Source organism: Streptomyces sp. (assembly GCF_031181705.1).
Taxonomy (GTDB): domain Bacteria; phylum Actinomycetota; class Actinomycetes; order Streptomycetales; family Streptomycetaceae; genus Streptomyces.
Genome location: NZ_JAPSKN010000034.1, coordinates 27,601 through 42,301, shown reverse-complemented (window position 1 = coordinate 42,301; position 14,701 = coordinate 27,601). Strand labels below are relative to the sequence as shown.

General features: G+C 71.5%; 9 protein-coding genes and 1 pseudogene. 4 read left to right on the top strand and 6 right to left on the bottom strand.

Translation table 11 applies throughout. From position 1 onward, the window contains the following. From RIN80_RS09980 to RIN80_RS09955, 6 genes and pseudogenes are all read right to left on the bottom strand, one after another. A pseudogene (locus RIN80_RS09980) lies at positions 1–92 on the bottom strand (roadblock/LC7 domain-containing protein); the annotation flags it as partial. Further along, a complete protein-coding gene (locus RIN80_RS09975; protein ID WP_309095164.1) occupies positions 64–3,393 on the bottom strand; it encodes a nitrate- and nitrite sensing domain-containing protein in 3,330 nt (1,109 codons plus the stop codon). The pseudogene RIN80_RS09980 and the gene RIN80_RS09975, both read right to left, overlap by 29 nt. Before the next feature lie 377 nt (positions 3,394–3,770). Beyond that, on the bottom strand, positions 3,771–4,346 hold the full coding sequence (locus tag RIN80_RS09970) for an ATP/GTP-binding protein (RefSeq protein ID WP_020271455.1): 576 nt from the start codon (positions 4,344–4,346) through the stop codon (positions 3,771–3,773). Continuing rightward, positions 4,327–4,722: a DUF742 domain-containing protein gene (locus RIN80_RS09965; RefSeq protein WP_031121441.1), complete on the bottom strand. Its 396-nt coding sequence runs from the start codon at positions 4,720–4,722 to the stop codon at positions 4,327–4,329. Before RIN80_RS09965 ends, RIN80_RS09970 begins: the two co-directional genes overlap by 20 nt. A gap of 112 nt (positions 4,723–4,834) precedes the next feature. After that, positions 4,835–5,248 (bottom strand): roadblock/LC7 domain-containing protein, encoded by a 414-nt coding sequence (locus RIN80_RS09960; protein WP_030851929.1) that lies wholly within the window; start codon positions 5,246–5,248, stop codon positions 4,835–4,837. 9 nt (positions 5,249–5,257) lie between these two features. Continuing rightward, complete coding sequence (locus RIN80_RS09955; protein ID WP_309095163.1) at positions 5,258–9,082, bottom strand: nitrate- and nitrite sensing domain-containing protein; 3,825 nt, start codon at positions 9,080–9,082, stop codon at positions 5,258–5,260. 600 nt (positions 9,083–9,682) lie between these two features. On the opposite strand from RIN80_RS09955, the gene RIN80_RS09950 reads away from it, so the two are divergent. The 4 genes from RIN80_RS09950 (at position 9,683) to RIN80_RS09935 (ending at position 14,686) form a co-directional block, all read left to right on the top strand. Then, on the top strand, positions 9,683–9,874 hold the full coding sequence (locus tag RIN80_RS09950; protein ID WP_309095167.1) for a hypothetical protein: 192 nt from the start codon (positions 9,683–9,685) through the stop codon (positions 9,872–9,874). A 173-nt stretch (positions 9,875–10,047) separates the two neighbouring features. Then, positions 10,048–10,824, top strand: coding sequence for a fumarylacetoacetate hydrolase family protein (locus RIN80_RS09945; protein WP_309095162.1), 777 nt, complete (start codon positions 10,048–10,050; stop codon positions 10,822–10,824). Then, positions 10,817–12,301 (top strand): glutamate--tRNA ligase, encoded by a 1,485-nt coding sequence (gene gltX / locus RIN80_RS09940; protein ID WP_309095161.1) that lies wholly within the window; start codon positions 10,817–10,819, stop codon positions 12,299–12,301. Before RIN80_RS09945 ends, gltX begins: the two co-directional genes overlap by 8 nt. A gap of 171 nt (positions 12,302–12,472) precedes the next feature. Then, complete coding sequence (locus tag RIN80_RS09935; protein ID WP_309095160.1) at positions 12,473–14,686, top strand: hypothetical protein; 2,214 nt, start codon at positions 12,473–12,475, stop codon at positions 14,684–14,686. Positions 14,687–14,701 lie beyond the last annotated feature (15 nt).

The window sequence follows — 14,701 nt, the reverse complement described above, 5'->3', positions numbered from 1 at the left end:
TTGTCCACGAAGTTGGTGATCAACCAGTTCAGGTTCTGTGCCGCCTGGCTCATCGGGCTCACACTAACGCTCCTGGTTGTAGGTGCTGTCAGGACCGAAGCCCTGGCCGTTCGTTTCACTGCCTGCGCTGCGTCCGCGTTGGACACCCCGGCGCAGGTTGCTCAGCCTGCCCCGGACGTCCTCCGGGGCGCGGGAGACCTGTGGGCCTCCCTGGGGAGTGCTCTCGGCGGACCCCTCGATCAGGTTGGCCTTGGGAACCCGCCTCGGCAGGCCGGAGGAGGTGACCCCGCCCGCCTTCGGCTTCCGGAGCTGCGAGGCCTGCTGCCACCGCTCGTCGTTGGCCGAGCGCCAGTCGCTGTCGCCGTTGCTCTCCTGCGTGGAGGCCGGCGGCTCCTGGCTCGCGTGCCGTGCGCCACCCGTGCCGTTCGTACCGCCGGCGGTGGCTCCGCGGCGGGGAAGCCCGGCGTCGGTCAGCGCGTGGGCGGCGGAGGGGGCCGGTCCCGGACGCTCGAAGCCTACGCGGTCCTGCTCACTCGCGTCAGCGGCCTGCGCAGATTCCGTTTCCTGGGCCTGAGAAGGGTACTGGTTCGGATAGCCGTTCTGGTAGCCGTCCTGCTGCGGCCAGTCGTCCTGGTGGCGCCGCTGCTCGAACGCCGGGAAGCTGTCGGGCACGCCCGCGCCCTGCCCCGCGGACTCCTCCCGGGCAGGCTCCGCATAGGCGGGATCCGGGTAGCCGCCGTTCGGCGAGAAGGTGTCGTTCTGCGGCAGGCCACCGTTCGGCGCGTAGTACTGCTCGTCGTACGCCGCCCGCTGCGGCTCCTCGTACGCCGCCTGCCGCTGAGCCTCGTACGGCGCCTGCTGCGGCTCCTCGTACGGCGCCTGCTGCTCCTCGTAGGCCTGCCGGCCGTCGTAGGAGGCGGGCTGCTGCTCCGGGTAGCCGCTCTGGCCGGTGTCGTAGTTCTGCCCGTAGCCCTGCTGCCCGTTGAACTCCTCCTGGTACGCGGGCGCCTCGGCCTGCTCCTGGGCGTTCTGGCCGGGCAGGGCGGGCTGCTCACCCTGGGACTGGGCCTCCAGGGCCGCCCGGCGCTCCTCGCGCATCAGGGAGCGGCCGACGGGGTCCAGCTCGCGTATGTCGTCGGGGACGTCCGAGTAACGGCTGTCGTCGAAGCCGAGCTCCGCGGCGGTGCGCATGGGCTGGCCGAAGTTCTCGCCGCCGAAGTTCTGCTCCGGGATGATCTGCGAGACCGTGAACTCGTCGCGGTCCACGTGGCTCTCGCCGCCACCGCCGTGCGTGATCGCGTCGGGCAGCATGACCAGCGAGGTGGTGCCGGCCTGCTCGCCCGAGGGGCGCAGCTGGACGCGGATGCCGTGCCGGTCGGACAGCCGGCCGACCACGAACAGGCCCATGCGCTGCGAGATCGCGACGTCCACGGTCGGCGGGTTGGCCAGCTTGTGGTTGATGTCGGCGAAGTCCTCGGCGGTCAGGCCGATGCCCTTGTCGTGGATCTCGATCATCACGCGGCCGTCGGGCAGCCGGGTCGCGGTGACGCGGACCTTGGTCTGCGGGGAGGAGAACGTGGTGGCGTTCTCCAGCAGCTCGGCGAGCAGGTGCACGAGGTCGGTCACGGCCCGGCCGTGGATCTCGGCCTCGGGCACGCCCGACAGCTCGATGCGCTCGTACTGCTCCACCTCGGAGGAGGCGGCGCGCAGCACGTCGACCAGCGGCACCGGCTGGTCCCAGCGTCGGCCGGGCTCCTCGCCGGCGAGGACCAGGAGGTTCTCGCCGTTGCGGCGCATACGGGTCGCCAGGTGGTCCAGCTTGAAGAGGTTCTCCAGCTGGTCGGGGTCGGCCTCGTTGTTCTCCAGGTCGGTGATCAGGGTCAGCTGGCCCTCGATCAGCGACTGGTTGCGGCGCGAGAGGTTGGTGAAGATCGCGTTGATGTTGCCCCGCAGCAGGGCCTGCTCGGCGGCGAGCCGGACGGCCTCGCGGTGGACCTGGTCGAAGGCGCGGGCGACCTCGCCGATCTCGTCCGTGGTGGTGATCGGGATCGCCTGGACGCGGGTGTCGACGCGGCCCGGGTCGGTGCGCGAGAGCTGGTCGACCAGCATCGGCAGGCGCTGCTCGGCGATGCCGAAGGCGGCGTTGCGCAGCTGGCGCATCGAGCGGCTCATCTGGCGGGCGACCGCACCGGCCAGGATGAACGCCAGGAGCAGGGCGACGACGACGGCGGCACCGGTGATGTAGGCGTCGCGCTGGGCGCTGTCGGCGATGTCGGACGCTTCGCTCACGGCCTTGTCGGCCAGGTCCGTCTCGATCTTCTCGTACGCGTTGAACTTGAGGGTGTTGACCGCCCACCAGTTCTCGGCGGTGATGCCCTTCTCGGCGAGGGCGGCGCGGGCGCTCGGGTCGGTGCTCTGCAGCGTCGCGACGGCCGAGATCATCGTCGTCGGGTTGGCCGGCGGGGGGACGTAGTCCGGGTTCTTGGCCTTGGCCTCGCGGGCCATCGCGGCGCCGTCGGCCTTGAGCTTGGCCTCGGCCTCCTTGAGCTTGGCCGCGTCCTGCTCGGTGCCACCGCCGATGTACTCCTGCACGGCGATGCGCTCGAGGTAGGCGTACGAGGACAGGGCGACGCGCTGGCTTGCCAGGTTGCCGTCGTCCGGGCCCGGCTTGACCAGGATGTGCATGCCGATCGAGCGCTGCAGCGACAGGGCCGCCTTGGTGAGCTCGATGGCGTACACGGTCCGGCCGTAGCTGGTGATGTTGCCGGTGCCGAGGCCCAGCTCGTTGGCGAACTCGGTCAGCGGGTGGGCGACCTCGACGTAGCCCTCTTCGGTCTGGACGCCCTTGAGCTTGGAGGTGTAGGCGACCTGGCGCAAAGTCTGCAGCTTGGGCTCGGCCTCGCGGAACAGCTTCAGCCGGCGCTCCAGGCCGGGCTTGGCCGGCATGTTCTGGGCGGCGGCGTCGAAGGCGTCGGCGGCCTCGTCGGTGGCCTTGCGGACCTGGGTGACGGTCGCCTTGTCCTGGGCGGTCTGGGCGCTGCCCTTCAGCAGGGGGGCGGCCGAGGCGTCACGCTCGTTGTAGAGGGCGTTGGCGTACAGCAGCGAGGCGCGGACCAGGCGCGCGGTGTTCTCGGCGTCCTCGGCCTCCTGCCAGGTGTCGATCGAGCTCTTCACCTGGAAGCCGCCCATGACGAGGCCGACCAGCACGGGTATGAGCAGGATCGCGTTCAGCCGGGTCGCCACACGCCAGTTGCGCGGCGAGAGACGGCCACCGCTCTGAGCGGGCGAGGCCGTCGGCTCCGAACCGGGCACGGGGGCGGGCGCCGCTGTGCGCGGCGGCGGGGTGAAGTTGCCCCGGGCCGACGGCTCGGGACTGTTCTTGCTTCGCCTCACTCGACCAACAACCTCTCGGCGGTCGGCACCAACCATGTGCCGCAGTGTCTCAGAGCCCCATCACGTCCTCGTAGGACGAGTACGTCATTGACTATTGGGCAGTTCAGGCATTCCAGCACGACGACCTGCGCTCTTCCAAACAGTCGAGGGCAGGGATTCAAGGGGGTGCAAGCCCCAGATAAAACGGTCATAAAGAGCGAGCCCCGCCAAAAGGCGGGGCGATCGTGCGCACAGCGAGACCGGATGTGCGCGACGCGTGGCCGTACCACCCCAGTTCTCTGCCGAAACGTTATGAACACCGTGGCCGACCGTGTCAAAGGACACAGTCGGCTCCGGTGTGTCTACGACAACTGCCGTATCGCGCCTCGAAATTGGTGCTACCTCAGCCGGGCCATCAGAGCGTGCTCCACCAGCGTGATCAGCGCACTCTTCGCGTCGGCCCGGTGCCGGGCGTCGGTCGTGATGATCGGAGTGTCCGGACCGATCTGCAGAGCCTCTCGCACCTCGTCGGGCGTGTAGGGCTGCTGGCCGTCGAAGCCGTTGAGGGCGATGACGAACGGCAGGCCGCTGTTCTCGAAGTAGTCCACCGCCGGGAAGCAGTCCGCCAGGCGCCGGGTGTCCACGAGCACCACCGCGCCGATGGCACCGCGCACCAGATCGTCCCACATGAACCAGAAGCGGTCCTGGCCCGGCGTGCCGAAAAGGTACAGGATCAGGTCCTGGTCCAGGGTGATACGGCCGAAGTCCATGGCCACCGTGGTGGTGGTCTTGTCCCCGGTGTGGGTCAGGTCGTCGATCCCCGCACTGGCCGAGGTCATCACGGCCTCGGTGCGCAGCGGGTTGATCTCCGAGACGGCACCCACGAACGTGGTCTTGCCCACGCCGAAGCCGCCCGCCACCACGATCTTCGCAGAGGTGGTGGAACGACCCGCGTCAGAGCTTGCGAAGTCCACTGAGCACCCTTTCGAGCAGTGTCACGTCCGGTGCACCGGTGGCCTCGTCGCCGCCCGGCTGGTGGATCGCGACGAGACCGGCCTCCGCGAGGTCCGCGACCAGGATGCGCGCCACACCCAGCGGCATGTTGAGCAGGGCGGAGACCTCGGCCACCGACTTGACCTCACGGCACAGGTGGCAGATCCGCTGGTGCTCCGGGAGCAGGCCCATGAGCGCGGCGGGGTCCGCGGTCGTACTGATCAGTGCCTCGATGGCGAGCTGATAGCGCGGCCGGGTCCGGCCGCCGGTCATGGCGTACGGCCGTACCAGCGGCTGGTCGCCCTCGTCCTCGTACGGCTCCGCGTACGGATCATGAGAGGCGGTGGGCGGGGTCATGGGTCCTCCGGGCGGGACAGCAAGTCGGTCAGATCAAGCCGTCTGACGAGGCCTGTGTGGGGTGTGTGGCGGCCGGACGGTGATGTGGTGAGACGGGTGGTGCCGGGGCCTATCAGTGGAGCAGACTGCCTTGCAGCTCGGCGCGCAGGTCGGGGGTGAGGACCGCGCCCGCGCGGTCGACCAGGAGCGCCATCTCGTAGCCGACGAGGCCGATGTCGCACTCCGGGTGCGCGAGGACGGCCAGGGACGAACCGTCCGAGACGGACATGAGGAAGAGGAACCCCCGCTCCATCTCGACGACCGTCTGGGCCACCTCGCCGCCCTCGAAGATGCGGGAGGCGCCCGCCGTCAGGGACGTCAGCCCCGAGGCGACGGCCGCGAGCTGATCCGCGCGGTCGCGCGGGAAGCCCTCCGACATCGCCAGGAGGAGGCCGTCGGCGGACACGACGACGGTGTGGGACACCCCTGGGGTGTTGTCCACGAAGTTGGTGATCAACCAGTTGAGGTTCTGTGCCGCCTGGCTCATCGGACTCAACTAACGCTCCTGCTGGTGAGTGGGCCGTGGGAAGCTGCCGGTCTGGGTGGATCCGGCTTGACGACCCTGTGCGATACCCCGACGGAGATTGGTCAGCCGGCCGCGCACGTCATCGGGGGCGCGCGAGACCTGCGGACCGCTCTGGTGCGGTTGCTGCTGAGCCGTGCCCGGGACGAGGTTCGCCCGGGGCACCCGGCGAGGCAGGCCGGAGGTGGTGACCCCGCCTGCGGCGGGCTGACGGACGCGCTCGGCCTGGCGGACGAGGTCGTCGTTGGGGGAGGCGCGCCAGCCGGCGGACGCGGACCGCTGCGGGCCGGTGGGCCCCTGCGGCTGCTGCGGAGCGGCCGGGGCCGAGCCGTTGCTCTGCGGCTGCTGCTCCTGCTGCTCCTGCTGCCCGTGGAACCAGTTGGTCTCCAGCGTGTCGTACAGCGGCGTACGCCCGTCGCCCGGGCCGGTCGCCGGCGGCAGCGCCTCGGGCTCCTGCCGCACGGGCCGCTGCGGCGCCGGCGGACGCGGTGCCGCGAAGTCGGAGCCGCCGTTGACCTGCGGCCGCTCGAACCGGCCCGTGCCCGCCGGGTCGGCCGGGGTGGCCGGACCGGGCAGCGGGGGACGGCCGGAGCCGTCGTCCTGCCGCTGCGCGGGGTACTGGCCGGTCGCGTCCTGGCGCGGCGCCGGGTACTGCCCGGTGGTGCCGTTGTCCTGACGGGGCGCCGGATACTGCCCGGTGGTGCCGTTGCCATAGGACTGCGGAGCCTGCTGCGGTGCCGGGTACTGACCGGTGGAGCCGTTGTCGTACGACTGCGGGGCCTGCTGCGGTGCCGGGAACTGGCCCGTCGCGGAGGACGGGTCGCGGCGGCCCGCCGAGGAGCCGAAGACGTCCGGCCGGACGAACTGGCCCGAGTTCGGGTCGTACTGGCCCTGGTGCTGCGGGCCGCCGAAGTCGGCCGGGCCCTGACGCTCGTCGTCGCGCGGCACGGCCGGCATCTCCGCCGTCGCGCCGGGGCCCTGACGGTCGTCGACGCGCGGCAGGGCGGACGTCCGGGAGACGTCCGGCTCCTCGTGGCCGCGGGGGGTGTCCAGCGAGGCGGGCGGCACCTGCGGCTGGGCGTTCTCGTCGCTCCAGCTCGGCACGCGCGGCTGCGGGTCGCCGCCGGGCAGCTCGGCCCGCGGGCCACCGCGCGGCGGCAGCTGCGGCCGACGGCCCTTGCCCCGCTCGGCGTTGCCGCCCTGCTGCGGCCGGCCCCGGCCACCGCCGAAGGCGTCCTGCGGCGCGTTGGTGCCCGCGGCCTGCAGGCCCTGCGGGGCACCCGGCGCCTGACCGAACCCGGCACCGGCCGGAGCCGGGCGGCCCTGCGCGGGCGGACCCTGCTCGAACATCGAGTTGCCCGGACCCTGCGGTCCGCGCGCTCCGCCCTGACCGGCCGGACGGCCACCGTCGCCGTCGCGTCCCGGCAGCGCGGCCCGCGGGCCCTGGCCGGCACCGAGCCGGCCGCCACCGGACGCGCCGCCGAAGACACCGCCACCGGAGGCGCCGGCGCCGAGAGCGCCGCCGTTCTGGCCGGCGGCGGCGGCCCGCCGGGCCGCCGCCGCACCGGCCGCGGCCTGAGCGGCGGCCGGACCGCCACCGCCGACCGGCGGCTGGCCGCCCTGCTTGGGCTGGGGCTTCCTGCCGCCCTGGGCGACGTCGACGGGCAGCATGACCAGCGCGGTCGTACCACCGGAGTCGGACGGGCGGAGCTGGATGCGGATGCCGTGCCGCTGGGACAGCCGGCCGACCACGAACAGACCCATGCGGCGGGAGACGGAGACGTCCACCGTCGGGGGAGAGGCGAGCCGCTCGTTGATCGCGGCGAGGTCCTCGGGGGAAAGGCCGATACCGGTGTCGTGGATCTCGATCAGCACCCGGCCGTCGGGCAGGGCGTGACCGGTGACCTTGACCTTGGTCTGCGGCGAGGAGAACGAGGTCGCGTTCTCCAGCAGCTCGGCGAGCAGGTGCACGAGGTCGTTGACCACGCGGCCGGCGACCTCGGTCGTGGGCACCGAGGCGAGCTCGATGCGCTCGTACTGCTCCACCTCGGAGGCGGCGGCGCGGAGCACGTCCACCAGCGGGACCGGGCGGGTCCAGCGCCGGCCGGGCTCCTCACCGGCGAGGACGAGGAGGTTCTCGCCGTTACGGCGCATGCGCGTGGCGAGGTGGTCGAGCTTGAACAGCGAGGACAGCTGGTCCGGGTCGGCCTCGCGGGACTCCAGTTCGGAGATGAGCGACAGCTGACGCTGGATGAGGCCCTGGGAGCGGCGCGAGAGGTTGGTGAACATCGCGTTGACGTTGCCCCGCAGCAGGGCCTGCTCGGCGGCGAGGCGGACCGCCTCGCGGTGCACGTCGTCGAAGGCCGCGGCCACCCGGCCGATCTCGTCCCGGGAGTGCACACCGACCGACTCCACGGACGTGTCGACGTCCTGCGGGTCGGACTCGGACAGCTGCTTGACCAGCTCGGGCAGACGGTCGGAGGCGACCCTGGTGGCGGTCTCCTCCAGCCGGCGCAGCGAGCGGATCATGGACCGGGCCACGACGAAGGCGCCGACGAGCGAGACACCGAGCACGATCAGGATCAGCGCACCGGAGATGATCGCGTCGCGCTCGGTGGCGCTGCGCAGCTCGCGGGCCTTCTGTTCCATCTCCTCGAGCAGGGTGTGCTCGATGTTCTTCATCTGCTGGATCTTGGTGGAGCTGTCGTCCAGCCAGTCGCGGTAGGACCGCTTGTCCTGCTGGGCGAGACCGCTCGCGGAGATCAGGGCGCGGCCGGCGTAGGTGTCGGTGGCCTTGATCGTGGAGTTGCCGCCGTCCTCGATCGGCTTCAGCAGCTCGGCGGCGGCGTCCTCGCCGTAGATGCTCTTGAAGCTGCGGATCTCGGAGTTCTGGCTCTCCAGGGCGGACTGGGCGTAGAGCCGGTCGTTCGGGGAGAGCTTGCCGGTCGTGGTGTTGCTGGCGGGCAGCGCCGCGGCGAGGGCCGCGCGCTGGATCGAGGAGTACTCCTTGGCGGAGGAGAACGCCGCCAGCGCACGCGTGCGCTGGATCATGTCCGGGTTGCTGGTCGCCTCGGCCATGTCCTGGGAGAGGTCGATCAGGTTCTCGATCAGACGGTGGTACGCCTCGATCGTCTGCGTGGAGTTGCCCTCGGAGGCGTAGGCGCCCTTGCGGATCTGGGCCAGGTCGCCGAGCTCACCGGCGATCTGGATGAGGTACTCGCGGACGCCCTTGAGGTTGCCGTCCTTGCTCGCGCTGTCGATCTCCTCGGACGAGTCGAGGAAGTTGTTCATCGCCCGGTCGGTCTTCTCGCGCAGCCCCTTGACCGTGAAGTCCGTGGCCTTGCCGCCGTGCGCGAGCGGGCCCGCCGACTGGTCGCGCTCCTCCTGGAGCGCGGCCGACAGCTCCGTGGCCTGCTTGGTCATGTCCGTCAGCAGCTTCATGTTGTCGAGCTGCTGGATGTCGTCCATGGACTGGTTGATACGCAGCGCGCCCAGCGAGGTGGCCGCGACCACCGGGAGCGCGAGCAGCGACACCAGTCGGGTGGAGATGCGCCAGTTGCGCAGGGCTATTCGCGGGCCGGGACCGGTCGGACCGGCCGGCGGCTTCAGGGCCGGGGCCGGGCTGGCGGGCCCCGAGGGGGCCGACGCGCCGGGACGCCCGGGGCGCTCACCGCCGTCACCGGCCGGGCCCGGGTTCTGGGCGTGCTGGGGCGAGGGGCCGCCATTCATGGGGCCAGTCCCGCCGTGCGGCTCCGGCTCCGCCGAAGCGTTGCCATCCCTCTTGAAACGTCCCTGCACTAGCGTCGCAACCTCTGGACCAGGCACCCCGTCGTGTGAACGGCGGAGCACGGTGTCGGCGTTCTGGGGACGCCCTGAGTACGCCCCCGTGGTGGTCGTGAGTGACCGGCGCTGGTTCCCCCTTCTGACCGCCACTCGGCGCGTCTGTGCGCCCCCTGTGCGCCGGCTCGATACCCGCGGCGGTCCGTGGCATTCCAGCACAGCACAGGATCTCCAACAAGGCTCGTAGGCCAGGCCGTGACATAGGTGACACCACGTGAGGGCCGGATCACCGGTCGTAGAAAGGGAGTTCGCTCATATCGGTCATATGCCCGCGAGTCGTCGAGCGGTGGCAGGTGTCCCAGTCGCCATGATCAGGAGCGGAATGATGGCTTCAAGGGGGCAATGTCCGCTTCGTCGCACTGGGGGGAGGGTCTGGAATGCCCGATTCGACCCGTGGTTCGTGAGCAAACTCACAGCCTGATCGTGAACTCTGTGCGGCTCGGCCGGGAATCCGATGTTTAGCCTGACGCTTTACAGAGAAGGCAAAACCGACAACCCGCGCCCGGTGGGGTTCTCGCACCCTGGCGGCGCCCGTCACAGGACAGGGTCAAGTAAACAGTGAAGACGACGACGATGTTCCACAAGATCGCCAACCCGCGGCGCACGACGCTGGCGCACCTCGACGGCGCCGACGAACTGCAGACGCCGGAACAGCCGGAGCACCGCGTCGAACTGCCCACCCAGACCGCCAACCCCAAGCGCACCGTCCTCATGGAGATCCCCGTCGCGGCCGGCGCGGCCGCGGAGTGACACCAGGACATACGCGTGCCGGCCGCGGGACGCTCACCGCGGCGGGCGACGAACTCCGAGGGGCGCCCCCGGCGGCGGGGACGCCCCTCGTGCGTGCGCACGGCCGGGACACCTCCCCGCGTTAGCCTGGAGCGTCAGACTCCAGCCGCTTCAGTCAAGGGGCCAAGCATCCCGTGCGCATCGCCAGATTCTCCATCGACGGGAACGTCGCCTTCGGCGCCATCGAGGGCGAGAAGCAGGACGAACTCGTCCTGGACATCATCAAGGGCATCCCGTTCGCGGACTTCGAGCTCTCCGGCACGAAGGTGCCGGTCGGCAAGGTGAGACTGCTGCCGCCGGTGCTCCCCAGCAAGGTCGTGGCCTTCGGCCGCAACTACGCGGAGCACGCGCGCGAGCTGGGCAACGAGGTGCCCGAGGCCCCCTTCGCCTTCTTCAAGCCGTCCACCTCGGTGATCGGCCCCGGCGACGAGATCCAGTACCCCTCCTTCTCCCAGGAGGTGCACCACGAGGCCGAGCTGGCCGTCGTCATCGGCCGGATGTGCCGCGAGGTCCCGCGCGAACGCGTCAAGGACGTGATCTTCGGCTACACCTGCGCCAACGACATCACCGCCCGCGACGTCCAGAAGCGCGAGAAGCAGTGGGCCCGGGCCAAGGGCTTCGACAGCTCCTGCCCCCTCGGCCCGTGGGTGGAGACCGATCTGGACCCGGCCGACCTGACCATCCAGCTCACGGTCAACGGGCAGCAGCGCCAGCTCGGCCGCACCAGCGAGATGATCCACTCGATCGAGGACCTGATCGTCAACATCTCCGAGGCCATGACGCTGCTCCCCGGCGACGTGATCCTCACGGGCACCCCGGCTGGGGTCGGCCCCCTGAACGTCGGCGACGAGGTCGCCGTCACCATCGAAGGCATCGGCACTCTCACCAACAAGGTTGTCAAGCGTGGCTAGCGCACCCGGCTCCCCCGTACGCGTCCGTTTCTGCCCCTCGCCCACCGGTAACCCCCACGTGGGCCTGGTGCGCACCGCCCTGTTCAACTGGGCGTTCGCCAAGCACCACGGCGGCACCCTGGTCTTCCGCATCGAGGACACCGACGCGGCCCGCGACTCCGAGGAGTCGTACGCCCAGCTGCTCGACTCGATGCGCTGGCTGGGCTTCGACTGGGACGAGGGCCCCGAGGTCGGCGGCCCGCACGCGCCGTACCGCCAGTCGCAGCGCATGGACCTGTACAAGGACGTCGCGGCCAAGCTGCTCGACGCCGGCCACGCCTACCACTGCTACTGCTCCCAGGAGGAGCTGGACACCCGCCGCGAGGCCGCCCGCGCCGCCGGCAGGCCGTCCGGCTACGACGGCCACTGCCGCGCGCTGACCGACGCCCAGGTCGAGGAGTACAAGGCCCAGGGCCGTGAGCCCATCGTCCGCTTCCGGATGCCCGACGAGACGATCACCTTCACCGACCTGGTCCGCGGCGAGCTGACCTTCACCCCGGAGAACGTCCCGGACTACGGCATCGTCCGGGCCAACGGCGCCCCGCTGTACACGCTGGTCAACCCGGTCGACGACGCCCTGATGGAGATCACCCACGTCCTGCGCGGCGAGGACCTGCTCTCCTCCACGCCCCGCCAGATCGCCCTGTACAAGGCGCTGATCGAGCTCGGCATCGCCAAGGAGATCCCCTCCTTCGGCCACCTGCCGTACGTGATGGGCGAGGGCAACAAGAAGCTCTCCAAGCGCGACCCGCAGTCCAGCCTGAACCTCTACCGGGAGCGCGGCTTCCTGCCCGAGGGCCTGCTCAACTACCTCTCCCTGCTCGGCTGGTCCCTCTCGGCCGACCAGGACGTCTTCTCCATCGACGAGATGATCGCCGCGTTCGACGTCTCCGACGTGAACCCGAACCCGGCCCGCTTCGACCTGAAGAAGTGCGAGGCCATCAACGGCGACCACATCCGCATGCTGGACGTGAAGGACTTCACCGAGCGCTGCCGCCCGTGGCTCCAGGCTCCGTTCGCCCCGTGGACCCCGGAGGCCTTCGACGAGGCCAAGTGGCAGGCCATCGCCCCGCACGCGCAGACCCGCCTCAAGGTGCTCTCCGAGATCACCGACAACGTCGACTTCCTGTTCCTGCCGGAGCCGGTGGAGGACGAGGCCAGCTGGAACAAGGCCATGAAGGAGGGCTCGGACGCCCTGCTGCGCACGGCCCGCGAGAAGCTGGAGGCGGCCGACTGGTCCTCCGCCGAGTCGCTCAAGGAGGCCGTCCTGACCGCCGGTGAGGCCCACGGCCTCAAGCTCGGCAAGGCCCAGGCGCCGGTCCGGGTCGCCGTCACCGGCCGCACGGTCGGCCTGCCGCTGTTCGAGTCGCTGGAGATCCTGGGCAAGGAGACGACCCTGGCCCGGATCGACGCGGCGCTGGCGAAGCTGGCCGCGTAACGACACGGTTCCCCCGAGGGCGGCGTCCGGTTCGGGCGCCGCCCTCGCCGTGTCCGTCCAGCCGTCACCCGGAGTTCACCCCTCCGGCCAACTCCCGTCCGCGGCAGGGGCGTTGGATGCCGCGTGTGCACACGGTGCGCGTGTGCGCCCTGGTAGCCGGGGAAAGGGAACATGAGCCGTTCACGAAGACTTGTCCACACGGCCGTCGGCGGGGTGGTCGCCCTGTCCTGCACCGTACTGACCGCACCCGCGCAGGCGGCGCCCGCGGCCGACGCACCGGTCGGCACTGTGCGCCTGGTCACCGAGCGGCGCGTGACCGTCGACTACCCGTGGGCCGGTGCGTCCGGCTTCCAGTACCGGCCGGGGACCACTTCGGTCACCACGGTGGACTACCCGGACGCGACCCCGCCCGCCCACGCCGGCCCGGACGACCCGGCCACCGGCACCGACGTCATGACCACCCGCGACGGCCAGAACGTCGTGCACAAGCACCGCTCCACCGGAGCGACCGCCACCGTCACCATCCCCACCGGCCAGGCCTACCGGGCCGCCGTCGGCTGGAGCGTGCTGACCATGGACGGCACCGGCGCCCTGCACGTGCTGCGCAGCGCCGACGGCTCCCGCACCGAGGACATCCCGGTCACCGGCGTCCCCGCGGGTGCCCGGCCCGTCTCCTACCGCACCGGCGGCTCGGTCGCCCGCCTGGCCCTCGTGTACGTCCTGGACGGCAAGACCGCGGTGGGCCTGGTCGACCTGGCCGACGGCTCCTTCCGCACCCTCGTCACCAGCGACGAGGGAACCCCGCAGCTCGCCTTCAACGACCGCTGGCTCGTCGCCGACTGGAAGGCGATCCGGGTGGACGCCGAACCCGGCACCGAGCCCACCGCCCTCACCCGCACCGGCGAGCAGCTGGAGGCGGTCGTCGGCGACCAGCTCCTGCTCGGCAACCCGATGTTCGTGGCGGGCGGCACCGAGGCCGCGCTGACCGCCCGCTCCCTCGTCACGGGCGCTACCGCCACCGTGCTCACGTCGTCGTTCGGCGGGATCGGCCCGACCCTGGACGGCGGCGCCCTGGCCACCGCAGGCCCCTCCAGCCTCGACTGGAACATCCACCGCATCACCCCCGCCGGCAACGGCGGCCTCACCACCACCACAGTCGCCCGGGTCCCCGCCGCCGCGACCGCGGTCCAGGGGCTGGCCGCCGCCGGCGGCGAGCTGCTGCTGCACGGGGCGACCCCGGGCGGCTCGCTCCGCTACAACGGCTTCCAGCTGGACGCCGGCGGCCGGCCCACCGGCCCGCAGACCCCGCGCGGCCCGGGTCTGAGCGCCCCCACCTGCCTCGGCGGCGACGCCGCCTGCCCCCAGCTCGAGGCCCTGGGCGACGGCCGGGTCAGCCACCTGCACACCGGCGCCGACGGCGAGGAGTCCGTGGTCGACCTCGGCCTCGACACCACCACCCTCGTCAACGCGCCCACGGACGGCGACTTCGGCGGTCGCATCGCCGGCGGAACCGGCCGTTACGTGCTCTACAACGGCGGCTCCGGCAAGCAGCGGATCGTCGACTTCCCGCGCGGCGCCACGACCGGCACGACCGTCCTCACCCGCGACCGCACCGCCGCCGCGGTCTGGGGACAGACGCTGTGGACCCCGGGCGGCACCCAGGGCACCGCCACCGGCCGCAACCTCAAGACCGGCACGACCACGACCGTCACCACCGGCGCCCCCTGCACCCCGACGGATCTCCAGGCCGTCAACACGTGGCTCTACTGGACCTGCGGCGGCACCGCCGGCGTCCTCGACCGCGCCACCAACCGCAGGATCACGGTCCCGGCCGACCACGGCCCGGCCCGTCTCGCCGACGGCTTCCTGCTCCGCGAGAGACGCACCACCCACGAGCTGCTGCTCACCGACTTCCACACCGGCACGGCCACCACCCGCACCCTGGTCGAGCTGCCGGCGACGGACCAGAACACCGGCGGCAGCAACGGCCGCTGGGCCGTCGACCGCTTCGGCGGCCACGTCGCCCACCTCGACGGCGCCCACGGCGAGGTCTCGATCGTCCCCAGCGGCGTCCCCACCTCCCCCCTCGCGCAGATGGAGGCCCAGGTCCCCTCGCCGTCCGTGATCGGCAGGTCGTTCCCCTGGTCACCGGTGTGGCAGCTGAACAAGCCGTCCACCTGGACCCTGACCCTCACCAACGCCTCCGGCGCGGTCCTGCGCACCCTGACCGGCGCCTCCACGGCAGCCGCCGTACGCCCCGCCTGGGACGGCACCACCGACACCGGCGGCCCCACGGGCGGCGTCTGCACCTGGAAACTCACCGCCCACCCCCGCGACGACCAGGGACCCGACCTCACGCTCTCCGGCACCATCACCCTGGGCTGAGAGCGCACCGCCGTG

What these genes read in the sequence shown, in the direction of transcription:
- RIN80_RS09965 (WP_031121441.1), bottom strand. Translation starts at nt 4,722, where the DNA reads ATGACCCCGCCCACCGCCTCTCATGATCCGTACGCGGAGCCGTACGAG.
- RIN80_RS09960 (WP_030851929.1), bottom strand. Translation starts at nt 5,248, where the DNA reads ATGAGCCAGGCGGCACAGAACCTCAACTGGTTGATCACCAACTTCGTG.
- RIN80_RS09935 (WP_309095160.1), top strand. Translation starts at nt 12,473, where the DNA reads ATGAGCCGTTCACGAAGACTTGTCCACACGGCCGTCGGCGGGGTGGTC.